Source organism: Sulfitobacter sp. HGT1 (assembly GCF_013282155.1).
Lineage (GTDB): Bacteria > Pseudomonadota > Alphaproteobacteria > Rhodobacterales > Rhodobacteraceae > Sulfitobacter.
Window position 1 is genome coordinate 273427 of record NZ_BLWI01000001.1, and the last position, 24716, is coordinate 298142.

The window sequence follows — 24716 nt, forward strand, 5'->3', positions numbered from 1 at the left end:
GTTACGCGGTTCAAGCTGACGCTGCCGGTTCGTTTGTCCCGCGCGCATTCGTGGATGTGAGGTCTGCGTCGCGCAGGGCCGTCCTCTATCAGGAACCCCGCCGTATCTTAAAAGAAAGCTGCGTGTCGGGGCTACGCCGCAAGGCGCGTTGGAAATGTCGTAAATCTGACCCGGATTAGCAGTGCATCGCTGTATGAATCCGCTACAACATGCCGCAGCGGCACTGAATGGGGGATACCATGGCTTTTAAAACTGACATCCAAATCGCACGCGAAGCGTCCAAGAAACCCATTCAAGAGATTGGTGCAAAGCTGGGCATCAGCAGCGACGATCTGCTGCCCTATGGCCACGACAAAGCGAAAGTGTCGCAGTCCTTCATCAACTCGGTACAGGACCGCCCTGATGGCAAGCTGATCCTTGTGACCGCGATCAACCCGACACCTGCGGGCGAAGGCAAGACAACCACCACCGTCGGTCTGGGTGACGGTCTGAACCGCATCGGCAAGAACGCCGCCGTGTGTATCCGCGAGGCATCGCTGGGGCCTAACTTTGGCATGAAGGGCGGTGCCGCTGGCGGTGGCTATGCGCAGATCGTGCCGATGGAAGAAATGAACCTGCATTTCACCGGCGACTTTCACGCGATCACCTCGGCGCATAACCTGCTAAGCGCGATGATCGACAACCACATCTACTGGGGCAACGAGCTTGAGATCGACCTGCGCCGTGTCGTGTGGCGCCGTGTCGTTGACATGAACGACCGCGCGCTGCGCCAGATCACGGCGTCGCTGGGCGGCGTATCCAACGGTTTCCCGCGCGAAGCAGGGTTCGACATTACCGTAGCATCCGAGGTCATGGCGATCTTGTGTCTGGCAAAAGACCTGAGCGATCTGCAAAAGCGTCTTGGCGATATGATCGTCGCCTATACCCGCGAGCGCAAACCGATCTATGCCCGCGACATCAAGGCAGACGGCGCGATGACCGTGCTGCTGAAAGACGCGATGCAGCCGAACCTTGTGCAGACGCTTGAAAACAACCCCGCCTTTGTGCACGGCGGCCCGTTCGCCAATATCGCGCATGGCTGCAACTCGGTTATTGCGACGACCACGGCGCTGAAACTGGCCGATTATGTTGTGACCGAAGCGGGCTTTGGCGCCGATCTAGGGGCCGAGAAGTTCCTGAACATCAAATGCCGCAAGGCGGGTCTGGCACCGTCTTGCGTGGTCGTTGTGGCCACCGTGCGCGCCATGAAGATGAACGGTGGTGTGGCCAAGGCCGATCTGGGGGCCGAGAATGTCGCGGCGGTTCAGGCGGGCTGTCCCAACCTTGGCCGCCACATCGAGAACCTCAAATCCTTTGGCGTGCCAGTGGTCGTGGCGATCAACCATTTTGTCACCGATACGGATGCCGAAGTGCAGGCGGTAAAGGATTATGTCGCCTCTCAGGGGTCCGAAGCGGTCCTGTCCCGGCATTGGGAACTGGGCAGCGAAGGCTCTGCCGATCTGGCAACCAAGGTTGTGGAAGTGATCGAAAAGGGTGAGGCGAATTTTGCACCGATCTATCCGGATGAAATGAGCCTTGCCGATAAGATCAACACCATTGCGACCAAGATCTACCGCGCGGATGCTGCGGTGATGGATCAGAAAATCCTGAACCAGTTGAAGGATTGGGAAGATCAGGGCTACGGCAATTTGCCGGTCTGTATGGCCAAGACGCAATACAGCTTTACCACCGATCCGGAACGCCGTGGCGCGCCCACGGGCTTTAACATCCCTGTGCGCGAGGTGCGTTTGTCAGCGGGCGCAGGGTTCGTCGTGGCGATCTGCGGTGAAATCATGACCATGCCGGGCCTGCCACGGGTGCCATCGGCTGAAAATATTCGCCTGAATGCCAATGGGGATGTTGAAGGTCTGTTCTAAGGGCGTATGAAAAGGGCGCGGGGGAAGACCCCCGCGCCCTTTCCTGCCTCTGGCAGGGATATTTAAGAGCCAGAGAAGATGAAGGACGGAACCCATGACAGCGACAATCATTGACGGCAAAGCGTTTGCAGCCCGCGTGCGGGGGCAGGTAGCTGAGCATGTGGCCCGATTGAAGGCGGAGCACGGCATTACGCCAGGGCTGGCCGTTGTGCTGGTCGGGGCTGATCCTGCATCCGAGGTCTATGTCCGTTCCAAGGGGAAGATGACGGTCGAGGTTGGCATGAAATCGGTGGAGCACCGGTTGCAGGCGGATACATCCGAGGCCGATTTGCTGACGTTGATTGCTGATCTGAACGCTGATCCGGAAATTCACGGTATATTGGTGCAACTGCCTTTGCCCCAGCATCTGAACGAGGATCTGGTGATCAATGCGATTGATCCCGGCAAGGATGTCGACGGGTTTCATATCTCGAACGTCGGGTTGTTGGGGACCGGGCAAAAATCGATGGTGCCCTGCACGCCGCTGGGATGTCTGATGATGTTGCGGGATCATCACGGCAGTCTGTCCGGCATGGACGCGGTCATCATCGGCCGCAGCAATATTGTCGGCAAGCCTATGGCGCAGCTGCTGTTGAATGACAGCTGTACCGTGACGATTGCCCATTCGCGGACCAAGGATCTGGCAGATGTCGTGCGCCGCGCCGACATTGTTGTCGCCGCAGTCGGACGCCCAGAGATGGTGCCGGGCGATTGGATCAAGCCCGGTGCAACCGTGATTGACGTCGGTATCAACCGCTTGGATGCGCCTGAAAACGGCGAGGGCAAGACCCGCCTTGTGGGCGATGTGGATTTCGCCAGCTGTTCGGAAGTTGCCGGGGCGATTACACCGGTGCCTGGCGGCGTGGGGCCGATGACCATTGCCTGTCTGTTGGCCAACACGGTCACCGCCTGCTGTCGCGCCAATGGGCTGGACGAGCCTGAGGGGCTAACGGCCTAACCCCCCGTCACCACCTGATACATGATGCGACCGGGCAGGAAGGTGAACGCACCTGCCCCGACAAGTGCGCCCAACGTCAGCAGCTTCATGTTGCGGGCGTGGGTGTGGATGCGTTTCGACCGGGCCGCGCGGATATTCACCACAAGTTGGAACAGAACAAAGGCCGATAAAAGGTGGATGGGGCTGAAGGCACCAAACATCGCGATCCCGTGAATGCCAAAACTGCTAAGCGCTACGACCGCCATAAGGATGACCCATGACCACCCCATCCAGCGATGGGCGATGGTCCCGCGTCGCAGGGTGAAGATGGCGATGGTCAAAATGGAGGCGGCAATCGCCATGAAAGCGTGAATCTGGATGATCGGGGCGGCATTCAAAAGCGGGGAAAGGGACATGGGGAAACTCCGTTGTGTTTACCGCCCAATGCGTGCCAAACTTTGGTGGTTGCCCCCAAGTGGGTTTACGCGAATGCCGCCGGGGCTTCGTGAATAACAGGTTGGATCAGGGGTCGGATCAGGGAATGTCATCGACGCTTCGTGAACGAAAACGCGGGTTGGTCTTGCTGGCGGTCTGGCTGCTGGCGACTGTGTTCTGCACCTTTGCGGGCCCGTTTGGCACCCATGATGCGTTGACGATAGTGCCGAGGTTTTTCTATTGGGCGGGCATCATAGCGCTGTCAGTGTTTGGCACGACGTTAAGCCTGCGTCTGGCAAAAAAGGCGGATGTCTGGAAGGCCCTGCTGTTTTGGGTCGGTTTCACACTCGTTCTGTCTGGCATCATCCATGGCGTAAACAGCTGGCTGTTTCCGGGCTGGCAGGGCGTTGGGCAATTGCTCTATCTGATCGGGATCATCGCCATGACGGTGGTCGTTGTGCATGGAACGCTGGCGCTTGCCCGCACTGTGTTCGTGCCGCCTGCTGAAATATCGACAGAGGATACAGAGGCAAGTTTCCTGCGACGGCTTCCCCTGGACCGGCGTGGAAAACTGATCAGGCTCGAGGCGCAGGATCACTATTTGAATGTGGTTACGCAGAACGGGAGCACGCTTGTTCTGCTGCGCCTTCAGGATGCTGTCGAGGCGCTGAAGGACTTGGATGGCTTGCAGGTTCACCGCTCGCATTGGGTTGCAACGGGGGCTGTGGTCCGGCACCGGCGGGTGCAGGGGCGCGATTTCCTGATACTTGCCTCGGGGGAGGAGGTTCCTGTCAGCCGGAGTTACCGGCCCTTGGTCCAAGAGGCCGGATTGATCTAGGCAGGGACCGGCACCATCGTGCCTTGCAGGATCGCGATCAGTTTTTCCTCGCCATTTTCGACCGCAAACACTTCGGATGTGACGACACACAGCCTTTTGCCGGGTTTGACCAGCTTGCCAACCGCGATCAGTTTTTCACCGCGGGCGGGGGCCATCAGGTTGATCTTGATCTCGGCTGTGACAACTTCCATGTCCAGCGACAGACAGGTCAAAGCCGCATAGCCTGCCGCACTGTCGCCAATGGAAAACGTCAGGCCGGCGTGGCCGAACCCCTGTTGTTGCAGCGCCCCCGGCAGAATAGGGGCTTCGATCCTGACGCTGCCATCTGAAACATCGCACAACTTGGCCCCCAAGGTCGCCATCATCGATTGCGCCGCAAAGCTGTCGTATATCCGGATCCGTTTCGCTTCGTCCATGGGGCGCTCCTTGTTTTGGTCAGGCTGGCACATTTCAAAACACATGAAAATGCCTAGCGCGGCATCGGGACGACAACAGGGGCTGGTCCAGTCAAGATTGCACACGCCTGGGGGGACATGAGCGACCGGATGGGTTCCGAACTTGTCCGCAAGCCCCCCGTATAGGTGCCATAGGCCGGCAGGATCAGCCGTGCGTGGTCATAGATAAAAGCCGGACGCGATATCGTACGCCCCTTCAGGGAAACGGATGCTTTGGGGTGATAATGCCCAGAAACCTCCCCCTGTGCGCCGGGCTGCGCGATGTGTCGAAAGGTTAAGGCATCGCATGCGATTTCGCCCAGATGCACGCCCCCAAGGCCAACAGGGCCGGGATCGTGATTGCCTTCTATCCAAACCCATTTTCGACCCGCCTGCAGCTTTGCAATCCACAGACGCGCCGCCTCCGGCAATGCTTGGGCCGCCCCAAGGTCATCAAAACTATCGCCCAAAGCGACCACTGTCTGCGCATTACACCGTTCAAGATCATGCGCCAACCGTGTCAGAGTATCCTGGCTCTCGTAAGGCGGTAACGGGGTGCCGCCGCAGCGGGCGATGCGCTCTGATTTTCCCAAATGCAGGTCAGAAACACAAAGCAAACGGTGTTCGGCCCACCATAGCGCGCCAGAGCCAAGCGCGGTAAGCCGCGCCCCGAACAATGTGAAGTTATGGCCTAAGTTCATGCTTCGTTCATGGGGTATGGAGGCATGGACTGCAAGAGGTTTGCAGGCGCTTCATTCGCAGAGATGTTCGAATTTTGAGTATTTTTAAAAGGGTGAAGAACGGAAGACGTCCCAGCAGAAGTCTTTGAACCAGCCGGAACGCCTTCACCCTTTACGGCCATCGGCTCTCCAGCCTGTACCGCCTTAACGTTGTACGGCTCACCTGGTTAACAAGGGATGAACGGCTTTGGCTTCACCCTTTTAAAAATACTCAAAAAGACCGCGATCGAAACCAAAGGCGACGGATGTGGTTACCAGCCTACCCTCCACCGTGGGGTATTGGAGGGGGCGGGCGTTATGTTGGCCAATCCGGAGGCTTCCATCAGACGCGCCGCTTCTTGCGCCAGCAATCGTTCCTCGGCGTCGCCTTTGACGGGGACACGCCCTGCTTCCAGAAAAAGCGGTGCCGAAAGGGGGGTGACTTTATCTAAGACGCGGTGGTCGATCCGGCTGCCAATACGTGACAACATTTCTTCGATCCGCCCAAAATCAACCAACCCGCGCAGGGCCTCTTGGCGGGTGATGTCGAGCATCAGGTGGTCGGGGTCGTATTTCATGAGCGTGTCGTAAAGAATGTCAGAGCTGAAGGTCGCTTGTCTGCCGGATTTCCGGGCCTGTGGCGTGTTGCGTTCAATCAGTCCGGCGATTGTGGCTGACGCGCGGAAGGTACGTTTCATCACGGCGTTTCCGGCCAACCAAAGATCCAGCCCGTCGTGTAATGCGATTGGGTCAAAAAGCGGTGCCGGATCTTGCACGGGGTCCAGGCCCCAGATCAATGTGGCATAATCGGTTGCCACAAATCCAAGCGGGTTGAGCCCAAGTTCTTCCATGCGTTTGGTCAAAAGAAGCCCGAGGGTTTGCTGGCCGTTGCGCCCTGCGAAGCCGTAAATCACGGTTTGCGCGCGCCCGTCGTGGGGAAAGCTTTCGACCAGTAGGCGGCCGGGTTGGGGCAGTTGGCTGACCTCGCGTTGCAGGGCCAGCCACTGCGCTGTGTGCTCGGGCAAGTCGGGCCAGCTTTCTTGGGTGAACATCCGTTGCACCCGTTCTGATAGCTGCGTCGAGGTCGCGAATTTCGTGCCCATGAAAGATGCGATGCGCGGCTTTTTCGCGGAATCGCGGCTGACTTCAACAGTCATTTCGCGCAGGCCTTCGTATTTGACGATCTGCCCGCCGATCAGAAACGTATCGCCTGCCGTTAGGGTCGCGGCGAAGGCTTCTTCGATTTCGCCCAGAGGTTTGCCGCCCCGGTTGCGTTTCATGCGGACCTTGAGTGTATCGGTGTCCTGGATCGTGCCGATGTTCATGCGGATGCGTTGGCTGCTGCGCGGGTCGCGCAGGGTCCAGAGCCCGTCCCGCAGCATCAGGCGTTGCCATTTGTCATAGGCCCGCAGAGCGTAGCCACCGGTCGCGCAGAAATCGAGGCAGGCGTCGAACTCGGGGCGGGTCAGTGCCGCATATGCGCCGGCGGAGGTGACTTCGGCAAAGAGCGTGTCTGCATCAAACGGGCCGGCGCAGGCCGTGATCAGGATGTGCTGGCACAGCACGTCGCGGGGGCCGGGGCCGCGCGGGTCGCCGTCCAGCTCTCCGGCCAAGACCGCTTCGAGAGCCGCCACGCATTCGACGACTTCGAAGCGGTTGGCGGGGACCAGCAGGGCCTTGGACGGGGCGTTGTAGCGATGATTGGCGCGGCCAATGCGTTGAACAAGGCGTTTCACATTCTTGGGCGCGCCGATCTGGATGACCAGATCCACATCGCCCCAGTCGATGCCCAGATCAAGGCTGCCGGTACAGACGATCGCCCGCAGGTCGCCACGCACCATTGCGGCTTCGACGCGTTCGCGTTGGGTGCGGTCCAGCGACCCGTGATGGATGCCGATGGGCAAGCTGTCGTCATTCGCCAGCCACAGGTTGTGAAAGAAAATCTCGGCCTGGGCGCGGGTGTTGTGGAAAATCAGCGTCGTTTTATGCTGCTGGATTTGATCAAGAACTGCCGGAATTGCATAGGCCGCGCCGCCGCCCGACCACGGCGGGGCCTCAGCAGTGCGCAGCATCTGGATGTCGGGGGGGGGGCCGGGATCGGCCAGAAGGATCGGGCAGGGGTCAGGGTGACGCGCCATGAAATGCGCGATGGCGGCCGGGTCTTCGACCGTGGCAGACAGGCCAACCCGTTTGAGATCGGGGCAAAGGGTTTGCAGCCGCGCCAGCGCCAGCATCAACTGGTCGCCACGTTTGCTTTCTGCCAAGGCGTGGATTTCATCAATCACAACCCGTTTGAGGCCTTTGAACATGCGCGGCGCGTCCTCGTAAGAGGTCAGCAGGGCCAGGCTTTCGGGGGTGGTCAGCAGGATATGGGGCGGGTCGGCCCGTTGGCGGCGTTTGCGGGTTTGTGAGGTGTCGCCCGTGCGGTCTTCGATCCGGATTGGCAGGTCCATTTCGGTGACCGGCGTCGTGAGATTGCGTTTGATGTCGGCGGCAAGGGCTTTGAGCGGGGAAATATAAAGCGTGTGCATCCCCTTGTGGTCACCATCGGCCAGATCGACCAGCGTGGGCAGGAAGCCGGACAGGGTTTTACCACCGCCTGTGGGGGCGATCAGCAGAAGGGCGGGGGCGTCTGCGCGGTCCAGCATGGCTTGCTGGTGCGGATGGACTGTCCAGCCTTTGCTGTCGAACCATGTGGTGAATTGGGGCGGAAGGATGTGCATGGGAGGTAAGATAGGGTGCGATTGCGCAGGAAACAGCCCCGGGCCCGGCAATAAGATTGGGGGCCAGCCCCCAAACCCCCGGAGTTTACATGGCAAAATGAAATCAGGGGCGGGGTGTCAGGCTTCTAATCGCGGATTGAACGAGTTCGGGCAGCGCTGTGTCGGCATTCGTCGGGGCGGCATCGAGGGCGCTGGCAACGTCTTTGACAAGAATACCGATGGTGTTATCGGCGGCAAAACCGTCGCGGGCGAATTCGATGTCATTGAAGCCCGAGGCCAGCCAGTTCTGGCCGGAGGATGTGTGAATGAGCTTGAGGAGTTTTCTTTCATCCAGTCCGGCCTGATCGGCCCAATCCAGCACGAGGCGGGTCATGGCGGTGTTTGAGGCGGCTAGCAGGTTGTTGAGAACCTTGGCCTGCATGCCTGCACCGAAGTCGCCCATATGGTGGAAATGTTTGCCCATGGCGTTGAGCAGGGGTTGCGCGTTTTCCAGATCATCGCTGTCCCCGCCCAGCATGAAGCTGAGGCGCGCCTGTTCGGCCGCGATCTGGGCACCGGACATGGGGGCGTCGATCAGGGTGATATGAGGTGGCACGCGGTCGCGCAGGCCAAGCACGTAGCGCGGGCTGAGGGTCGAGCAGACGATGATCCGGCGCAGGCTGGGAATGGCGGTGAAATTCTGATCGCCGAATAGCACCGCATCGGTCTGGTCGATGTCACGCACGACGGTGATCAGCGTATGGAGGTCTTCGGAGAAGACGGCGATGTCGTCGGTGATGTGTGCCAGATCGGAGGGCACCACGTCATAGCCCCGCGCGGGCAGGTCAGCCGCCCGCAGCGCGGCCAGCATAGGCGCGCCCATGCGGCCACAGCCTGCGACACCGATCAAAGACCGCATTGCATCATTTCACGATGTGTTCGTCTTTGACGAACATGTTGGCCCAGGCGCGGTCCATCAATTCGGGGGTCATTTGGTAGGGTATTCCTTCGAATTCGCAGATTGCGATGATCTGGTCGATCAGGAAGATCGGCTGATAGTTCGCGAATGTATTGTCGATCGTGGGGTATTTATTCTTGAGCAGGTGGATCAGGGTTGGTTCATCCAAGGGCATCTTGCGCTTTTTTGCAACCATCGCAAAGATCTTGAGGAAGTTTTTCTGGTTCGGCCCGTCGATCTTGATCTTGAAGAAGATGCGGCGCAAGGCGGCTTGGTCAAAGATTTCGTTCGGGTGGAAGTTGGTCGAGAAGATCACCAGCGTGTCAAAAGGCACCTCGAATTTCTCGCCCGATTGCAGGGCCAGGATATCCTTGCTTTCCTCAAGCGGAACGATCCAGCGGTTGACGATGCTTTGGGGTGGTTCCTTCTGGCGGCCAAGGTCATCGACGATGAAGATGCCACCTGTCGATTTCAGCTGAAGCGGGGCCTGATAGGTGCGCGCCGTGGGGTTGTAGACCAGATCGAGCATATCAAGGGACAATTCGCCACCCGTGATGACCGTGGGGCGTTCGCATTTGACATAGCGGCTGTCATAGCGGGTCACGCGGCGCAGGGAATTGGGGTCTTGTTCCTCGTCCGAGGCGGCGGAATGCACGATGGGATCATAGACGGTGATGACCTGCGACGCATATTCGATCGCGCGGGGGACGAATATCTTGTCGCCAAGCGCGTCGCGGATGCCATTCGAGATGCTGGATTTACCGTTGCCGGGTGGGCCGTACATCAGGATCGAGCGGCCGGCAGACACGGCAGGCCCGAGGTTGCCGATCAATGCGTCGGGCAATACCAGATGGCCCATTGCCCCTTCGAGCTGGGCGCGGGTGATTTGCATGTTGCGCACCGACTGGCGCTCAACCTGCTCGCGGTAGACCTCGAGCGGGACCGGCATGGGGCCGAAATATTCGGACTGGGCAAGGGCATCAAGCGCGCGCGCCTTGCCCAAATCGGTCAGTTGATAGCCCATTTCATTGCCGTTATTGGCGTTCAGCGTGCCTGTTGCCTCCAGAAGGCGTTGGTCGCGGGCCATGTCGACCAGTTCCTGGGTGACCTGAATGGGCAGACAAATCGCTTTTGCGACTTCGCTGACCATCGTGACATTCTTGCGGTACATGGTTTTGATCATGATATCGCGCATCATGACGACGGGCAGTTTCATGTCTTCGATGGTGCGCGGTGGCGGCGGTGCCAGCACGGTAGAGTTTTGCATGTTCATGAAAAGGCCCTCTGGGTCGAATGATCGTTGACTGGAGATCAAACTAGCAGGCGAATATGGCGTAATTCAGGCTCCGAACAGCGCGCCGAGGATCAAATATATGGCAAGAGCAGGACCGAGCGCCAGCCCCATGGGGAATTTCCTGGTTTGATCCCAGCTGGTCCAATCGGGTGCCAGTTTGCGCAGGGGGGTATATTTTACACCGCGGTGCGTGACGGCTGCCGCCAATAGCGTCGCCATGAACAATGCCATCATCAGCCGCAAATCACCCAAGGCAATGAAAGGCACGCCGGCGGCAATGAATTTCGCGTCACCCGCCCCCATCGCCCCGACGGCATTCAAGAAGATGCCGATGATCAAGGTGACGACCATGGCGAGCAGATGCCAGAGGTACGTTTCGAGCGGCAGGGCAATCGGGCCGATGATCAAGAAGACGGCACCCAATGCCAGCACTGTCGGGTTGGTGATCCGCATGGATGCCAAATCGGTGTAGGCTGCATAAAGGCACAGTGGCAGGACAAAGGGTAAGAACCAAACCGCGGCATAGACGGTGATCGACATCCCCCGTCAGCCCGCGTTTTCCAGCGCACGAAGCGACCGGACGGCTGTTTCAAAATGCTGCGGATGGGTGTTGATTGCGTCTTGAAGCAACCCCTTGCCGGTTTCCACATCGCCTTTTTTGATCGCGGACAGGGCAAGCGTGTGCAACAGCTGGGCGCGTTCGGTCTGGTCCATCTCGATCGGGGGCAGGGTGTATTCACGCTGTGCGCCACGGGCAAGGATCAGGTTGTTCTTGGCGGTGAACAAGGTCGGGTCTTGGCGGATCGCATCGCCAAACAACCGTTCGGCAGCTTTGTATTCGCCGCGTGTCAGCTTGGAATAGCCCCAGTTGTTCATAACCGATGCGGGTTTCGTGGTCAGACCGATTGCGATTTCATAAAAGCTGTCGGCCTTTTCCCATTCCTGCTTGCTGTCGGCGACGATCGCCTCGAGACGGTAGCGGTTATAGGTTTCATGGGTAGGGGGCACCGCATCAAGGGTCTTTTCGGCCCTTGCCCAGTCGCCAGAGCGGATCAGCGCATCGGCATAATCAACGCTGTCGTCGGAGGTGGTGTCTTCCATCTTTACAATCTTTGCCCAGACGGCGGCGGCTTCGGTATACCGTTTTGCACGGACCAGAGATTTCGCCAAACCACGTTTGATATCAATCCGCTCGGGGCTTTCCTTTTCGGTGCGGGCGAAATAATTCACCGCCTCGTTCGGGTCCGCGACCGTCAGCATGACATCATTCAGATTTGTTTCATCAATCACGTTCACGTCTTGAAACGCGCGTGAAACGGTGTTGTCACCGGATTTGTCTCCACAGCCTGCAACAGCGGTGACGCCTGCAATGCAGGCGGCCAAAATCATGGGGTGGCGCATTTTTGCGTCCTTTTACTGCTCTGCCTCGGTCATGGTACCGGCCGGAGTAGGTAGTCACCCGAACCGCGCCGTACCAATTTATAATCTTCTTCTTGAGATGGGATCGTAGCAGAGTTTTCTGATTTTGCGAGTGCTAAGCGTAAATTGTCGCGGATTGCGTCACTTTCGCCATTATCCAGCGCATACGCCTTGCGAAATGTCAGATTTGCCTCGGCTAATTTGCCACGTTCCATCAAAACAACGCCCAGATTGTTCCAGACTTCGGGCTGTGTATCGTCTTTGGCCACGGCCTCGCGAAGCAGCTTTTCCGCCTGACCCAGACGCCCCAGACCCAGATTGGCACTGCCCAGACCTGACAGGATTTCGGCGTTCAATTCGGTGGCCAGGGCCGCACGGTTAAAGGCGCGGATGGCCAGCTCGTATTCACCGGCCTTCATCAGGCGATGGGCGACCTCGACACCGTCTTCGGCGTCCTTGCGTTGGTTCACGCCGGGGGCAAAGGGGTTGGCGTCGGTACGCGATACCCCGAACGCGGGAAAACCGCCTGTTGAACAGGCGGTTAATCCGGTGGTGATTGTCAAACAAAGTACAAGCGTTGGAAGACGCTTGAGACTTTGGTGCTTGATCATCTTGTACCTTCACCTAGCTGGGTAATGCCAATGACCGACGGTGCTACCAGAATGATGAGCAAAGGCGGTACTGTGAGCATCATTGTGGCAAGGGTCATCTTGGTTGGCAACTTGTTTGCGGCTTCTTCGGCACGCATCACGCGTTTATCCCGCATTTCATCCGCATAAACCCGAAGCGCATCCGAAATCGACGTACCAAAGGCAGCGGATTGAACCAGAACGGTCACGAAGGATGAAATATCCTGAATGCCGCAGCGCTCACCCATATCGTTCAAGACGTTGATCTTGTCTTTGCCCGCTTTCATTTCATAAGCGACGACTTCGAATTCCTCTGCCAGGGCCGGGTATGACGCGTGAAGTTCGTGGGCAACACGTACGATACATTGATCCAGTGATTGCCCCGCTTCGACGCAGACCAGCATCATATCCAGCGCATCGGGAAAGCCGCGGGTGATTTCCTCTTTGCGCTTTGCGACGCGTTTGTTCACCCAATAGCGCGGCAGGTAATAGCCCAAGCCACCCGGCCCAACGGTATAGATCATCATCTTTTGTGTGGTCAGACCTTCGCCGCCGCCCAGAAAGTTGACATAAACAATACCGACCACAAGGCCGAGTATGCCAAGGATCATCTGGGCAAAGTGGAAGAACCGCACCGCATCGCGCGAGGAATAGCCCGCCTGACGCAGCATCAGTTCTTTCGCGCTCAGTTCCTCGATGTTTTCGGGTTCAAGGAACTTTGCGAATTTCTGAAGCTGCTCGTTGCGGTCGGTTTGGCGCAAGCGCTGTTGTGACGGACGGCCATCGGACGCCCCCGACTGGGTGCGCTTGAGCTTGGTCAGCGGGTCTTCGGGCTGGCGCGCGATGAACAGAATGGTCAGGCCGATCATCGTCAGCCCCATAACGCCCAGCAAGACAATCCAGCCAAGCGGCCCCATCATGTCGTTGATCGAAGAAAAAATACTCACGATATCCCCCTAAACCTTGATGTCTGTAAGGTTGCGCATCACCAGCAGGTTCGCCCCCAGAAACAGGACGACTGCGATACAACCCGGAATGAACATTTCATGCAACATGACCTCGTCGTAGTAATGCGGGTCACCCAGCTTGATCACGATCAATGCGACAATCGGGAAGGCTGACAGAAACTTGCCGGACCATTTCGCCTCGGCGGTGATGGCGTTCACGCGGCGGAACAGCCGGAAACGCGCGCGGATCACCTTGGCCAGACCGGCCAGGATTTCCGCAAGGTTACCCCCTGATTGCTGCTGAATGGTCACGGCCACGGCAAGAAAGCGCAAATCCTGCATGTCCAGACGTTCGGCCATGTCCTTGAGCGCCTCACCCACATCGCGACCATACGCGGCCTCGTCTGCGATAACGCCAAATTCCGACGCCAGCGGATCCTGGATTTCTTTGGCCACAATGGAAATGGCACTGGTGAACGGGTGACCCACACGCAGCGACCGCACCATCAGTTCAACGGCATCGGGCAGTTGTTCTTCGATCATGCTCATGCGTTTTTTCGCCTTGGCCGAGATCCAGAAATAGACGGCACCAATGCCGATCCCGATCGAAATCACCGCGCGCACCGGCGGTTCGGTGCTGGTGCCGATGGTCAGGCCCAAAAACGCGACAACAGACAGGCCGGCCATGATCATCATCAACTGCTGGGGCGTAAAGGCGATGGCCGCTTTTTGCGCTTTTTCAGCCAGCAAGGAATAGATGGGGACGGATTTCCTATCCATATGCTGCTGCATTTCCTTGCGCAGCTTATCCAGCACTTCCTCGCGGCGGGTGCCTTTTTCCAGCATCTCGAGCCGGCGGTTCACGCGGCTGTTGAGGCTGATGGATTTACCAAAAGCGACAAGATACAGACCCTCGACCAGCACAAGAACGCCGATAAAGATAAGACCATAGATAATCGGTTCAATACTCATGACGGGTATCCTTACTGGGCTGCGATGGGATCATAGATGGAGGCTGGCAGATCATAGCCCCACATCTTGAACCGTTCGGAATAATGGCTGCGCACACCGGTGGCGGTGAAATGGCCGATGATCTTGTTTTCGGGCGTCAGGCCGACGCGCTGGTAGCGGAACAATTCCTGCATCGAAATCACATCGCCCTCCATGCCGGTGATTTCGGTGATCGACGTCATGCGCCGCGAGCCGTCTTGCAAACGCGAGGCCTGCACGATCAGGTTCACAGCGCTTGAAATCTGGGACCGCACCGCCTTGAGCGGCATTTCGATCCCGGCCATGGCGATCATGTTTTCCAAACGGCTGACACCATCGCGCGCAGAGTTGGCGTGGATCGTGGTCATGGAACCGTCGTGGCCGGTGTTCATGGCCTGCAACATGTCGATAACTTCCTCGCCACGGGTTTCGCCGACGATAATCCGGTCAGGGCGCATCCGCAGGGCGTTTTTCAGACAGTCGCGCGGGGAAACCTCGCCTTTGCCTTCCACGTTGGGCGGGCGGCTTTCCATCCGGCCCACATGGGTCTGTTGCAGTTGAAGTTCGGCAGTGTCTTCGATGGTCAGGATGCGTTCATCGTTGTCGATAAACGATGACAATGCGTTCAGCGTGGTCGTTTTACCCGAACCGGTACCGCCCGACACGATGATGTTCAGCCGTGTCGCAACGGCGGCCTGCAAATAGGCGGCCATTTCTTCGGAAAACGCGCCAAAGGACACCAGATCATCAATGCCCAGCTTGTCCTTTTTGAATTTACGAATGGAAACGAGGCTGCCATCCACCGCAATCGGCGGCACCATTGCGTTGAAACGCGACCCGTCCTTCAGCCGCGCATCGACGTAGGGGTTGCTTTCGTCAACGCGGCGACCCACGGCCGAAACGATCTTGTCGATGATCCGCAACAGGTGCTTTTCATCTTTGAACGTGATGTCCGTCAGTTGCAGTTTACCCGCACGTTCCACAAAGATCTGTTGCGGGCCGTTGACCAGAATATCGTTGACCGTGTCGTCTTTTAGCAATGTCTCAAGCGGGCCCAGACCGGTGACTTCGTCATAAAGCTCGGAGTTGAGCTGGATGCGGTCTTCGCGGTTCAAGACGATGGATTTCTCGGACAGGATTTCTGCCGAGATGTCGTTGATTTCCTGCCGCAGGTCCTGTTCGGTCGCGTGTTCAAGCGCCGCCAGGTTCAGGTTGTCCAGAAGCGACCGGTGGAGTTCAAGTTTGATCTCGCTCATCCGCTGCTTGCGCTTGAGTTCCTTGTCCAGTGGTGCAACCGCCGCCGGCTGCGAGGCGCGGCGCATTGATACGGGTCTGCTTGCAGATGGCTCAGCCGGTTTGATCGGTGTCACCGTTGCGGGGGCCGCCTGTTTTGAAGGGACCGCCGCGTTAGACTTTTTATACTTGGAAAACATGTGGCAACTTTCTGGTTAAGCTTGCGCTTGGGAGGTCTTATGCGGCTTTGGCTTCGTCATTTTTCAGGTCGTGAATAGAGGCGGCCAGCTTTGCGAATTCGCGGCGCAACGGGCTTTTGGGTGCAGAAACGGACAAGGGTGTGCCGTGGTCATTTGCCTGGGTCACCTGTTTACCCCCGTCGGGCAGGTGCACATCAATCGAGAGACCCAGGCTTTCAGCCATACGTTTTACGCGGCTTTTTGCGTTCAGATCGGTGAACTTTGGCGCACGGTTCAAAACATAGCGCAGTTTTTCAACAGGCAGCTCTTCGGATTGCAAAGCACGTTTGAAGCGCAACGCATTCTGGGCGCAGCGCATGTCCAGTTCGAGCATGGCAAAGTAGACATGCGCGTTGCTGAGCACTGTTTCGGTCCATTGAACCAGCGTCGACGGCATATCGACAATCACATAGTCGAACTGATTGCGCGCCACATCCAGGACCCGTTTCACATCCTCTGAGGTGATAATATCAAGCGGCAGGATTTCCGGCGGGGCGGTCAAGACATGAAGCCGGTCTTCATAGGTCAGCAGCGCCTGCCCGAAACTTTCTTCGTCCATGGTTTCTGTCTCTGACAGCATGTCATAAACGACTTCGCGCCGCGGCAGATCAAGGAAGGTCGCAATCGACCCGAACTGCAAATCCAGATCCAGAATACAGACCTTGGGCGGGTGTTTCTTGTCGGCATTGGCCAGTTCCCAAGCAAGGTTCACCGCCATTGTTGTCGCACCTGTGCCACCTGCCAACCCGTGCACAACGATCAGCGCGCCATCTTTGTTGGTGCCGGATTTGAGCTGCGGGGCATGTGGCGCGGGTGTTAGCGTTTCCTCGGGGTCGGCACGCAACCGGTCGATGGCCGCTGACAGCTCACCCTCGGGAAGGGGGTAGGGCACAAATTCATCAGCGCCCTGGCGCAGCAAGGAGTGAAGCGCAGCCGGGCTCATGTCCTCTGCGATCAGGATCACCTTGAGTCCCTGCGCCTTGGCCTGGGTGATGATTTCACCCATCAGAACAAGGTTTTCCTCGTCCGTGGCATCGACCGCCAAAGCGATCAGTTCAAGCGATTGGGATTCGGGTTGGCCAAAGAACGAAAGCGCCTCGGCAAAGCTGAGATCACCCCAGCTTTCGCCCAAGGCATCCTCCATATCTTCAATCAAAAGGTCGAAATTCTGGACATCACGGCTTACCGTGCAAGCGACAATTTGTGGCGCTTCGATTTGTGGCATTGTGCTGCTCATAGCCTTAACTTCCTTCAATACTCGATGCTTGGCAGAACGCTGTCGGGGCCGATGGCCGAGACAGGCATCTCTGCGGTCGCGTGCGGCGGGTCAAACGACCAGTCGCAGTTGTCCTCTTGCAAAGAATATCCCAGTCAACTGGGGCAGGATTGGGGCTAAAAAGTTTCGATTGTAGGATTTTTTGAAACGATCACTGCGGATCGTTGGGTATTAACGACGGATTTTCCGCCCCGTTTACTTTTAAAACGGGGCAAGTCGTTAATAAATAGGGTTATTCGCTCGCAATTGCGGTCGCGTTACCTGTCAGCTGAGTCGGTGGAACGGCGCTGGCGACATAATCACGATAGATGATTTGTGCGTATTTTCCGTCAAGAACGGTCGGATGGCGCTCCACAAAACCGTTCACTTCGGTGACGGTCCGCCGGTTTGCCCGTTCGCGGCCTTGGGAAACGACCAAAGGCTGCGTTTCACCAAAGGAAACAACGGCTTCCAAACGGCTACGCCCGATTCCCTGTGTCGCCAGATAGCTGACCACAGCCTGCGCACGGCGCAAACCCAGGGATTTGTTATAGCGGTTCGACCCTACGGCATCGGTGTGGCCATAGACGCGGAAACGCACTTCGGGGAATTGACGAATCCAGCTGGCTTGCTGGCGCAGAACGGCTTGTGCGTTTCCGTCCAACTGGGCCGAGTTGAATGCGAATGTTACCGTCGACTGCACTTCGCTCGCAAAGCGGTTGGCCAAATCAAAGGTATATTGTTTCTCGCCCGTCATAACCAGACGGTTGTTCAGGGTCGCATCCCCGAAAGTGCCGACATCGGTGATTGAACCGGCTTCGCGGTAAAACTGGGTATAGACGGGATCTGAACTTTGCCCGCAGGCTGCCAGCATCGCAAGGGTTGCGATCAGGCCGGCAGAACTGATTTTTGCTGTGATCCGCGTGTTCATCTGATCAATCCAGTACATAGCCATAAGAGCCACTGAAATCCTGCTTGGCAACTTCGCCTGCAGCACCTTTTGTGGGCGCGCGCGTGCCGGCAGTTACACGACCACTCAGAAACAGGTCTTTCTCGGAAGGGGGGGTGATCCGGTCGGTCGGCAATGCCAATGCTTCGCCACGGGTCGGGGTCACCAGATGGGCTGTGATGATGATCACAAGCTCTGTCTGTTTGCGTTGGTAATTAGCACTGCGAAACAAGGCACCCAGAACAGGCACGTCGCCGATCCAGGGCAACTGGCTGGACGTGTCGGTAAAGTCGTCTTGCAACAGACCCGCAATCGCAAAGCTTTCGCCATCGCGCATCTCGACCGTGGTTGAAGTTTCGCGGCGGGTGAAGGCGGAGATGTTAAAGCCGTTGCCCAAAGATACCGCGTTAGACGGGTCAATGGCAGACACGGCAGCGTTCAGTTCAAGATTGATCAAATCCTTGTCCACGACACGCGGGATAAAGCTCATCTCGACGCCGAAGGGTTTGTATTCCACCGAAATACGATCGCCGGTTTGGGACACAGGGACAGGATATTCGCCACCCGCCAGGAATTTTGCTTCCTGACCGGACAAGGCAACAAGGTTGGGTTCAGCAAGGAAACGAACCGCGCCTTTTTGTTCAAGCGCCTCAAGCAACAGACCGACTTGAGTGGAACCGGCGTTAAAGCCGAACAGCATTGCACCCGCGTTGGTGTTGGTCCCCGGGGTCGATCCGGAAAGCGAATTTGTAATCGCTCCGGATGTGTTGGTGGTGTTCGTACCGCCGTTCAAAGCAAGGTCGCTGCCCAGCAAGCCGTTCAACGCCAAAGAGGCGCTAAGCGACTTGGACACTGACCGTTGCATTTCGGCAAAGCGGACTTTCAACATGACCTGTTGAATGCCCCCCACGCTCATCAGGTTTGACACACGTTCCGGCGCATAGCGTTCGGCCAAATCCAGCGCGCGTTGCAGGCGCTGTGTCGATGAAACGATGCCGGACAAAACAATACCGTCATTCGCCGTGCGAACTTCGATTTTTTCACCGGGCAGAATCTGGCGCAACCGTTCTTTGAACTCGGTAATGTCCGATGCGACCCTGACATCCACGTTGGTGATCAACTGGCCCGCTGCATCCAGCAAGGTCAACGTCGTCAGCCCAGGGGATTTGCCCAAAACATAGATCGTACGTTCGGACAAAGAAGAAATATCTGCGATGCCGGGGTTCGCAATGCTGAGTTCAGCAAAGGGAATATCGCTTTCGACAACAACCGCGCGGTTCATCGGAACCTCAAGCGTGCGGTTCGTACCCTTTTTGACCACGCGCAAGGTATCAGCCTGCACTGCAGTCGGGGCGGCCATCATCAATGGCATTGCACTTAACGTCAGCCCCAATAGGGCCGCTGTAAGAAATCTATCGATTTTCATGTGACCTGCCTTTGTGATCACGCCTCAAGGTAGGGTCTTAGCGCCCGCCGTTTGGAACACCTTGAGTGCAATTGACTTTTTTTGCAAGAATCAATGAAGCGAGCAGGTGATAACCTGTGGATTAAGAGCAACATATTACATCTACGCCAAAGGCCGCACATTGCTGTGCGGCCTTTTTTTGTGATGTTTTAGGGGTCAATTCGTGCAGGGGATAGGAATTTCCATGACCTCGGCACCGCGGCGGGTACGGATCGTACAGACCTTTTCTTTTTCGATTTCGACCTTCACGGTTTCATTTTGAATGCCCAGAAGGCTGCGTTGGTCGACTTCAATGCTGGACGCGATGGTGTCGTCTTCGGCACCCACCAGCGACAGGGACAGTTTGCCGGTGGATTGCGCCTGAGCCAATGCGGCAACCTGGTTTGGCTTGACCGCAACGGTGACAGTCTGCGCAATCGCCGCCTCGCTGCGTTCGCCGCCCGCACTTTGGTCGATCGCGATCAGCTGGATACCTGCCTGGATCAGCTTGGTAACATCACCAGATCCGCGCTGGCTGGCACCTTCGATGTTGATCCGGCCTGTCCAATAGACGTCAACCCGGTCGCCGGGGCGCAAAAAGCCCGAAACACCGCTGGAAACGTCGACCTTGATGGTAAAGGCGCGTGTTCCGCGTTCCAGCCGTGATGTCAGGCCGGTGTCTTGGCCCGGTTCGGTAACCTTGACGGCCATGATTGCTTCGTCTTTTTCGATGGCGCGCAGGACCACGCGCAATTCGTCGTTATTTTCGGGGAACAGGATTTCGGGATCAATAAACGCCCCTTCTGGAATGGCATTCTGCGGCCAGGCCACCTGACGGACATCATCACGTTTAAGTTGCTGGCCGTATTTCAAAGGTTTGTCGGCAACAAAGACATTCACAGTAGGGACGATCTGCGCCAAAGCGGCTTGCGCCTGGGCGTTCGCCATCTGATATTCACCAATGCGATCTTTGGCGAGATAGACAGCGCCACCAGCGAGGGCGATGCCAGCCAACAGGACCAGTCCAAATAACATCCGCATTTTGTTTACCTCATGTATTCATCCGCCAGAGTGTGTCTGGCGCTTGTTCAGTTCCCAGCCTACAGGTCGAATATGGCCTGAATATGGAACGTCGGCGTCAATACTGGGCCGATGGAAAGTCAAGGTAATGCCCAAATCCACGGCGCAGCTTTTCGGGGGCCTCAAAGGCCTGTCGCGTGACGGGAAGCGATATTCTCAATTAGAATTCACCAGGGGTGAAGACAATTGTCCGGTCGGCCAGTTCAACAGCGCCGTCACGGGTGGAAGTCACCAGAGCGATCGCGAGGCCAACCACGGCAGCGCAAAGTACAACCCAGTCAACGGTAATTGCACCATCGTCTTTGGACATAAATTCTTTGAATTTTAGATACATGCTTTGCGCCTTTCGGCGTTAAGGTGGTTGCATTGAAAATGGCCGCACCCTGTCGTGCAGAATGCGGCCAATCGTATCTTAGCGAACTAAGACTAAGCTAAGTTAGCTAAAGATCTTAGGATCAAACGGAACCAGGAGTAACGGTGCCCATGTAGCTGTTGGTGTTGCTTGTCAGGTTCGACGCGCCAGTTTCGATCGACGAGTAAGCTGCAACGGCCAGGCCAACAACTGCGGCTGTCAAAACAACCCAGTCAACTGTTACGGCGCCGGATTCGTCTTTGTTGAAGTTTTTGATAAAGTTCATCATGGTATGTCCCTCCAAGGATCATTAGGTTTTTCAATCTCAACCCTGTCGACCGTGTGTAGCGCTGTATCTCTCAATTAAGCGCCTGTTCGACTTGGTATGACGCTATATAGCCGTCTGAATGGGGCATGAATTTGGCGACAATTGTGACATTTGTACTTTTCTCGCGGATTGGCCGCCAAATGGCACTAGCTCCTTGATTTTAATGCTTAAAAAATCTTAACTTTTTAAAAATCATTATAAAGCGCGCCGGTTTGAACTTGAATTAAGGCGTTTTGGACACAATCCATGCCACGATTGGCTGGTTTTGGGACCGTTTTCATGTGATATTCCGCGTATCGAGCAGAATAAGCATAAAAAAGCAGGCAAAGATGTTTCGATTATTGACGGTCTCGCTGGTAGCGGGGGCATTGGCGGGGTCAATGCTCTATGCTGATGCGCCTAAACCCTTTCCCAAGTTCGAAGCAAAACGGGTGAAACCGCCCAAGCCGGGCAGCGTCAACAGAATTGACGTGTTCATTGAACCACAGGCGTCCTTGCCTCAGGTTGTGGCGACCCCATCGGGTGCCATTGCCCCGGCTGCACCCGGTCAGTTTGACTGGTTCTGGGAACGCGTATCGCCCGAGGTCGCCAAATCAGGGCCCGGCAGGCTCGAGGTGGCGATGATCACGCTTGCCACCGCAACAAACAAAGTACCCGCTCCCCGGATGCAGCAGATGCAAGAGATCGCGAAAGCCAACGGTGTTGATATCTTGCGCTCAACCATCGGGACCAAGGTTTCGCCGGCACTGGTTCTGGCCGTGATCACCGTTGAATCCGCAGGGCGGGCAGATGCCGTGAGCGGGGCAGGGGCTCAAGGGCTGATGCAGCTGATGCCGGACACGGCCGCGCGCTTTGGTGTCGATGACAGTATGATGCCGACCCAGAACATCCAGGGCGGCGTAAAGTATCTTGATTGGTTGATGGGGCAGTTCGACAGCGACCCCATTCTGGTGCTGGCCGGATATAATGCCGGCGAAGGGAATGTGCGCCAACATGCGGGCGTGCCGCCCTTTGCCGAGACGCGCGATTATGTGCCCAAGGTTCTTGCGGCCTTTCAAGTGGCCAAAGGGCTGTGCCAGACGCCGCCCGAACTGATTTCCGACGGCTGCGTTTTTGCGGCAATGAATTAGGGAACGGCCCCGCAGGCGATTCGCCATAAGGCCATCGGGTACAAACGGCGGCTGTGCTGCTGCTTTTTCCGGTCTGGTATGCCGGCGCATCCATTCTTGGGCTCTGGTGGCCCCGCAAATGGTTCAAGGCACGAAAAAGGGCACCAACCCTGACGGAGGTGCCCTTTCACTTTCGTATCGCGAAACGGTCAGACGATGGTGGCGAAGGTCGCTGCGCGCAGCTCTTCCTCAGACACGCCATCGGCGCATTCCACGATCTTCAGCCCGCCTTCGACCACATCCAGCACACCAAGGTTGGTGATGATGCGGTCAACCACTGCTTTGCCGGTCAGGGGCAGGGTGCATTCTTTCAGCACTTTGCTTTCGCCGTGCTTGTTGGTGTGATCCATCACGACAACCACGCGGCCAACACCGGCCACCAGATCCATCGCGCCGCCCATACCTTTGACCAGCTTGCCCGGAATCATCCAGTTCGCCAGATCGCCGTTTTCGGCAACTTCCATCGCGCCAAGGATCGCCATTGCGATCTTGCCACCGCGGATCATCCCGAAGGATGTCGCACTGTCGAAATACGCGGTCTGGGGCAGTTCGGTAATGGTCTGCTTGCCTGCGTTGATCAGGTCGGCATCCTCGGTCCCCTCAATCGGGAAAGGGCCCATGCCCAGCATCCCGTTTTCGGATTGCAGGGTCACTTCGACGCCTTCAGGGATGTAGTTCGACACCAGCGTCGGAATCCCGATGCCCAAGTTCACATACCAGCCGTCTTGCAGTTCCAACGCGGCGCGCGCCGCCATTTGATTGCGATCCCACATATTATGCGCTCCTTACCGTGCGTTGTTCGATCCGCTTTTCATGTTCGCCCTGAACAATGCGATGCACATAGATGCCGGGCAGGTGGATTGTATCGGGGTCAAGGCTGCCTGTCGGGACGATCTCTTCGACTTCGGCGATGCAGATTTTGCCACACATCGCGGCGGGCGGGTTAAAATTGCGGGCTGTCTTGCGGAACACAAGGTTGCCGGTCGCATCAGCCTTCCACGCCTTCACGATGGACAGATCGGCAAAGATGCCTTCTTCCATGATATAGGTTTCACCGTTGAAATCCTTGTGCTCTTTGCCATCGGCAATCACGGTACCCACGCCGGTTTTGGTATAGAAACCGGGGATGCCCGCACCACCGGCACGCATGCGCTCTGCCAAAGTGCCTTGGGGGTTGAATTCAAGCTCAAGCTCGCCACCAAGATACTGGCGCATGAATTCTTTGTTTTCACCGACATAAGAGCTGATCATTTTCTTGACCTGCTTTGTCTGCAACAAGATGCCGATCCCGAAATCATCAACACCAGCGTTGTTTGATGCAAAGGTCAGGTCCTTGGTGCCCGCATCGCGGATCGCTGAAAGCAGCAGTTCAGGGATGCCGCACAAGCCGAAACCACCGGCCGCAATCAACATGCCATCGTGCAGCACACCATCCAGCGCTTCAGCAGCACTTCCATATATTTTCTTCATTCCGGGTCCTTTCGATCGCGGGGTTACCCCGCTCGTCTACATGCATGCCAACTTCTATGACGCCACGTTAGGCGGGTGTCAAATAGGCCTCAGGCGCACCCGTAAAGATGCGCCTGAAAATAGCTGTAAATCGAATGCTGGCATTTCAGATGCGTATTTCCGCGCCGTCGATCCGGATGGCAGGGGGTGCCTTGTTGCCAAAGGTCAGCCCCTGAATCCCGCTTGTGATCAAGCCGGTAAATACCCCCGCTGTGGCGTGGCCAATTTACCTGCCAGGCCGCGCCCCTTGATCAATCCAATCTCGCGCAGTGTTCCCATTGGAGGGCGCGAGACCGCAATGCAGCCACAGATTCTCGTCAGATGATCCGCACTTGCGTCCCAACCGGCGCGATCTGGAACAGTGCCTCGATCATGTGGTTATACAGACCGATACACCCGTCCGAGCTTTGCCGTCCGATCTTGCGGGTGTCGTGGGTGCCGTGGATCAGATAGGCGGGCCAGCCCAGATACATGGCGTGCGTGCCCAACGGGTTATCGGGGCCGGGGGGCATGTATTTCAGGTCGGGATCGCGTTCGATCATGCTGGAGGTCGGGGTCCAGTCGGGGCCGACACGTTTGCGCATGATCTTGGTGTACCCCCGTTTGGTCAGCTCGTCGCTGCGCGGTACCGAGGTGGGGTAGATGTTGTAGGTCTCGCCATCACCGCTCCAGAAATGCAGGGCGCGTGATGTTGTGTCGGCAACAATTGCCGCTTTGCCCAGATCGTCAAAGTGATCCTGCCAGCGCTGTTGGGTAAAGCTGGATGTGTTGTGACGTACCGCTTCGCCCTGCCGTTCAGGCTCTGCCGTTTGGGCGCGCAGGATAGAGGGCATGAATAACGTGGCACCCGCCACCGTCATCAACATGCGACGTGAAATCTTCTGCTCGGCCATCCTTGTGC

At 57.2% G+C, this 24716-nt stretch carries 25 protein-coding genes; 4 read left to right on the top strand and 21 right to left on the bottom strand.

The annotated features are described in order from the left end of the window. The first annotated feature begins 239 nt into the window (after positions 1-239). Complete coding sequence (locus HGT1_RS01305) at positions 240-1916, top strand: formate--tetrahydrofolate ligase (protein WP_176248170.1); 1677 nt, start codon at positions 240-242, stop codon at positions 1914-1916. Between the two features lie 94 nt (positions 1917-2010). Then, positions 2011-2913, top strand: a complete 903-nt coding sequence (gene folD, locus HGT1_RS01310) for a bifunctional methylenetetrahydrofolate dehydrogenase/methenyltetrahydrofolate cyclohydrolase FolD (RefSeq protein ID WP_176248171.1) — start codon at positions 2011-2013, stop codon at positions 2911-2913. On the opposite strand, the gene HGT1_RS01315 is transcribed toward folD, so the two are convergent. Next, positions 2910-3308, bottom strand: a complete 399-nt coding sequence (locus HGT1_RS01315) for a DUF2306 domain-containing protein (RefSeq protein ID WP_176248172.1) — start codon at positions 3306-3308, stop codon at positions 2910-2912. The genes folD and HGT1_RS01315 overlap by 4 nt on opposite strands. Positions 3309-3433: 125 nt before the next feature. Here HGT1_RS01315 and HGT1_RS01320 point away from each other — a divergent pair, with 125 nt between their 5' ends. Continuing rightward, positions 3434-4165 (top strand): LytTR family DNA-binding domain-containing protein, encoded by a 732-nt coding sequence (locus tag HGT1_RS01320; protein WP_176248173.1) that lies wholly within the window; start codon positions 3434-3436, stop codon positions 4163-4165. Here the strand turns inward: HGT1_RS01320 and HGT1_RS01325 are convergent. The 17 genes from HGT1_RS01325 to HGT1_RS01405 form a co-directional block, all read right to left on the bottom strand. Then, the gene (locus HGT1_RS01325; protein ID WP_176248174.1) at positions 4162-4581 is read right to left on the bottom strand and encodes a PaaI family thioesterase; all 420 of its coding nucleotides are present in this window, start codon (positions 4579-4581) and stop codon (positions 4162-4164) included. The two genes, HGT1_RS01320 and HGT1_RS01325, sit on opposite strands and share 4 nt — an antisense overlap. 53 nt (positions 4582-4634) lie before the next feature. Beyond that, a complete protein-coding gene (pdeM, locus tag HGT1_RS01330; protein WP_176248175.1) occupies positions 4635-5300 on the bottom strand; it encodes a ligase-associated DNA damage response endonuclease PdeM in 666 nt (221 codons plus the stop codon). Between the two features lie 290 nt (positions 5301-5590). Continuing rightward, positions 5591-8041, bottom strand: coding sequence for a ligase-associated DNA damage response DEXH box helicase (locus HGT1_RS01335; protein WP_176248176.1), 2451 nt, complete (start codon positions 8039-8041; stop codon positions 5591-5593). A gap of 103 nt (positions 8042-8144) precedes the next feature. After that, positions 8145-8939 (bottom strand): NAD(P)-dependent oxidoreductase, encoded by a 795-nt coding sequence (locus HGT1_RS01340; RefSeq protein WP_176248177.1) that lies wholly within the window; start codon positions 8937-8939, stop codon positions 8145-8147. Positions 8940-8943: 4 nt separating this feature from the next. After that, positions 8944-10251, bottom strand: a complete 1308-nt coding sequence (locus HGT1_RS01345) for an ATPase (RefSeq protein ID WP_176248178.1) — start codon at positions 10249-10251, stop codon at positions 8944-8946. A 66-nt stretch (positions 10252-10317) separates the two neighbouring features. After that, a complete protein-coding gene (locus tag HGT1_RS01350; protein ID WP_176248179.1) occupies positions 10318-10812 on the bottom strand; it encodes a prepilin peptidase in 495 nt (164 codons plus the stop codon). 6 nt (positions 10813-10818) lie between these two features. After that, entirely contained in the window at positions 10819-11673 is an 855-nt protein-coding gene (locus tag HGT1_RS01355) for a lipopolysaccharide assembly protein LapB (RefSeq protein ID WP_176248180.1), read from the bottom strand. Positions 11674-11702: 29 nt separating this feature from the next. Then, positions 11703-12302, bottom strand: a complete 600-nt coding sequence (locus tag HGT1_RS01360) for a tetratricopeptide repeat protein (RefSeq protein ID WP_176248181.1) — start codon at positions 12300-12302, stop codon at positions 11703-11705. Beyond that, a complete protein-coding gene (locus tag HGT1_RS01365; protein ID WP_255200054.1) occupies positions 12299-13267 on the bottom strand; it encodes a type II secretion system F family protein in 969 nt (322 codons plus the stop codon). The genes HGT1_RS01360 and HGT1_RS01365 overlap by 4 nt, the downstream gene beginning before the upstream one ends. A gap of 9 nt (positions 13268-13276) precedes the next feature. Beyond that, the gene (locus tag HGT1_RS01370) at positions 13277-14239 is read right to left on the bottom strand and encodes a type II secretion system F family protein (protein ID WP_176248182.1); all 963 of its coding nucleotides are present in this window, start codon (positions 14237-14239) and stop codon (positions 13277-13279) included. An 11-nt stretch (positions 14240-14250) separates the two neighbouring features. Beyond that, complete coding sequence (locus HGT1_RS01375) at positions 14251-15690, bottom strand: CpaF family protein (RefSeq protein WP_176248183.1); 1440 nt, start codon at positions 15688-15690, stop codon at positions 14251-14253. A 37-nt stretch (positions 15691-15727) separates the two neighbouring features. After that, positions 15728-16966, bottom strand: a complete 1239-nt coding sequence (locus HGT1_RS01380; protein ID WP_176248184.1) for an AAA family ATPase — start codon at positions 16964-16966, stop codon at positions 15728-15730. 271 nt (positions 16967-17237) lie between these two features. Next, positions 17238-17933 carry an OmpA family protein gene (locus HGT1_RS01385; protein ID WP_176248329.1) on the bottom strand — a complete coding sequence of 232 codons (696 nt, stop codon included), beginning with the start codon at positions 17931-17933 and terminating at the stop codon, positions 17238-17240. Next, positions 17920-19359: a type II and III secretion system protein family protein gene (locus HGT1_RS01390; RefSeq protein ID WP_176248185.1), complete on the bottom strand. Its 1440-nt coding sequence runs from the start codon at positions 19357-19359 to the stop codon at positions 17920-17922. Before HGT1_RS01390 ends, HGT1_RS01385 begins: the two co-directional genes overlap by 14 nt. Before the next feature lie 195 nt (positions 19360-19554). Continuing rightward, positions 19555-20418: a Flp pilus assembly protein CpaB gene (gene cpaB / locus HGT1_RS01395; protein WP_176248186.1), complete on the bottom strand. Its 864-nt coding sequence runs from the start codon at positions 20416-20418 to the stop codon at positions 19555-19557. A gap of 199 nt (positions 20419-20617) precedes the next feature. Continuing rightward, positions 20618-20791, bottom strand: a complete 174-nt coding sequence (locus HGT1_RS01400; RefSeq protein ID WP_176248187.1) for a hypothetical protein — start codon at positions 20789-20791, stop codon at positions 20618-20620. 121 nt (positions 20792-20912) lie between these two features. After that, positions 20913-21098, bottom strand: a complete 186-nt coding sequence (locus tag HGT1_RS01405; protein WP_176248188.1) for a hypothetical protein — start codon at positions 21096-21098, stop codon at positions 20913-20915. A 368-nt stretch (positions 21099-21466) separates the two neighbouring features. Here HGT1_RS01405 and HGT1_RS01410 point away from each other — a divergent pair, with 368 nt between their 5' ends. Then, a complete protein-coding gene (locus tag HGT1_RS01410) occupies positions 21467-22267 on the top strand; it encodes a lytic transglycosylase domain-containing protein (RefSeq protein WP_176248189.1) in 801 nt (266 codons plus the stop codon). A 188-nt stretch (positions 22268-22455) separates the two neighbouring features. Here the strand turns inward: HGT1_RS01410 and HGT1_RS01415 are convergent, their stop codons facing one another. The 3 genes from HGT1_RS01415 to HGT1_RS01425 form a co-directional block, all read right to left on the bottom strand. Then, on the bottom strand, positions 22456-23079 hold the full coding sequence (locus HGT1_RS01415) for a 3-oxoacid CoA-transferase subunit B (RefSeq protein WP_176248190.1): 624 nt from the start codon (positions 23077-23079) through the stop codon (positions 22456-22458). 1 nt (position 23080) lies between these two features. Next, positions 23081-23776 carry a CoA transferase subunit A gene (locus HGT1_RS01420; RefSeq protein WP_176248191.1) on the bottom strand — a complete coding sequence of 232 codons (696 nt, stop codon included), beginning with the start codon at positions 23774-23776 and terminating at the stop codon, positions 23081-23083. 356 nt (positions 23777-24132) lie between these two features. Further along, a complete protein-coding gene (locus HGT1_RS01425; protein ID WP_176248192.1) occupies positions 24133-24708 on the bottom strand; it encodes a L,D-transpeptidase in 576 nt (191 codons plus the stop codon). Positions 24709-24716 lie beyond the last annotated feature (8 nt).

Coding starts and splice junctions, on each gene's coding strand:
- HGT1_RS01325 (WP_176248174.1), bottom strand. CDS start 4,581: ATGGACGAAGCGAAACGGATCCGGATATACGACAGCTTTGCGGCGCAA.
- HGT1_RS01350 (WP_176248179.1), bottom strand. CDS start 10,812: ATGTCGATCACCGTCTATGCCGCGGTTTGGTTCTTACCCTTTGTCCTG.
- pdeM (WP_176248175.1), bottom strand. CDS start 5,300: ATGAACTTAGGCCATAACTTCACATTGTTCGGGGCGCGGCTTACCGCG.
- HGT1_RS01405 (WP_176248188.1), bottom strand. CDS start 21,098: ATGATGAACTTTATCAAAAACTTCAACAAAGACGAATCCGGCGCCGTA.
- HGT1_RS01320 (WP_176248173.1), top strand. CDS start 3,434: ATGTCATCGACGCTTCGTGAACGAAAACGCGGGTTGGTCTTGCTGGCG.
- HGT1_RS01370 (WP_176248182.1), bottom strand. CDS start 14,239: ATGAGTATTGAACCGATTATCTATGGTCTTATCTTTATCGGCGTTCTT.
- HGT1_RS01385 (WP_176248329.1), bottom strand. CDS start 17,933: ATGTACTGGATTGATCAGATGAACACGCGGATCACAGCAAAAATCAGT.
- HGT1_RS01410 (WP_176248189.1), top strand. CDS start 21,467: ATGTTTCGATTATTGACGGTCTCGCTGGTAGCGGGGGCATTGGCGGGG.
- HGT1_RS01335 (WP_176248176.1), bottom strand. CDS start 8,041: ATGCACATCCTTCCGCCCCAATTCACCACATGGTTCGACAGCAAAGGC.
- HGT1_RS01425 (WP_176248192.1), bottom strand. CDS start 24,708: ATGGCCGAGCAGAAGATTTCACGTCGCATGTTGATGACGGTGGCGGGT.
- HGT1_RS01345 (WP_176248178.1), bottom strand. CDS start 10,251: ATGAACATGCAAAACTCTACCGTGCTGGCACCGCCGCCACCGCGCACC.
- HGT1_RS01360 (WP_176248181.1), bottom strand. CDS start 12,302: ATGATCAAGCACCAAAGTCTCAAGCGTCTTCCAACGCTTGTACTTTGT.
- HGT1_RS01400 (WP_176248187.1), bottom strand. CDS start 20,791: ATGTATCTAAAATTCAAAGAATTTATGTCCAAAGACGATGGTGCAATT.
- HGT1_RS01420 (WP_176248191.1), bottom strand. CDS start 23,776: ATGAAGAAAATATATGGAAGTGCTGCTGAAGCGCTGGATGGTGTGCTG.
- HGT1_RS01390 (WP_176248185.1), bottom strand. CDS start 19,359: ATGAAAATCGATAGATTTCTTACAGCGGCCCTATTGGGGCTGACGTTA.
- cpaB (WP_176248186.1), bottom strand. CDS start 20,418: ATGCGGATGTTATTTGGACTGGTCCTGTTGGCTGGCATCGCCCTCGCT.
- folD (WP_176248171.1), top strand. CDS start 2,011: ATGACAGCGACAATCATTGACGGCAAAGCGTTTGCAGCCCGCGTGCGG.
- HGT1_RS01305 (WP_176248170.1), top strand. CDS start 240: ATGGCTTTTAAAACTGACATCCAAATCGCACGCGAAGCGTCCAAGAAA.
- HGT1_RS01380 (WP_176248184.1), bottom strand. CDS start 16,966: ATGAGCAGCACAATGCCACAAATCGAAGCGCCACAAATTGTCGCTTGC.
- HGT1_RS01355 (WP_176248180.1), bottom strand. CDS start 11,673: ATGCGCCACCCCATGATTTTGGCCGCCTGCATTGCAGGCGTCACCGCT.
- HGT1_RS01375 (WP_176248183.1), bottom strand. CDS start 15,690: ATGTTTTCCAAGTATAAAAAGTCTAACGCGGCGGTCCCTTCAAAACAG.
- HGT1_RS01340 (WP_176248177.1), bottom strand. CDS start 8,939: ATGCGGTCTTTGATCGGTGTCGCAGGCTGTGGCCGCATGGGCGCGCCT.
- HGT1_RS01415 (WP_176248190.1), bottom strand. CDS start 23,079: ATGTGGGATCGCAATCAAATGGCGGCGCGCGCCGCGTTGGAACTGCAA.
- HGT1_RS01315 (WP_176248172.1), bottom strand. CDS start 3,308: ATGTCCCTTTCCCCGCTTTTGAATGCCGCCCCGATCATCCAGATTCAC.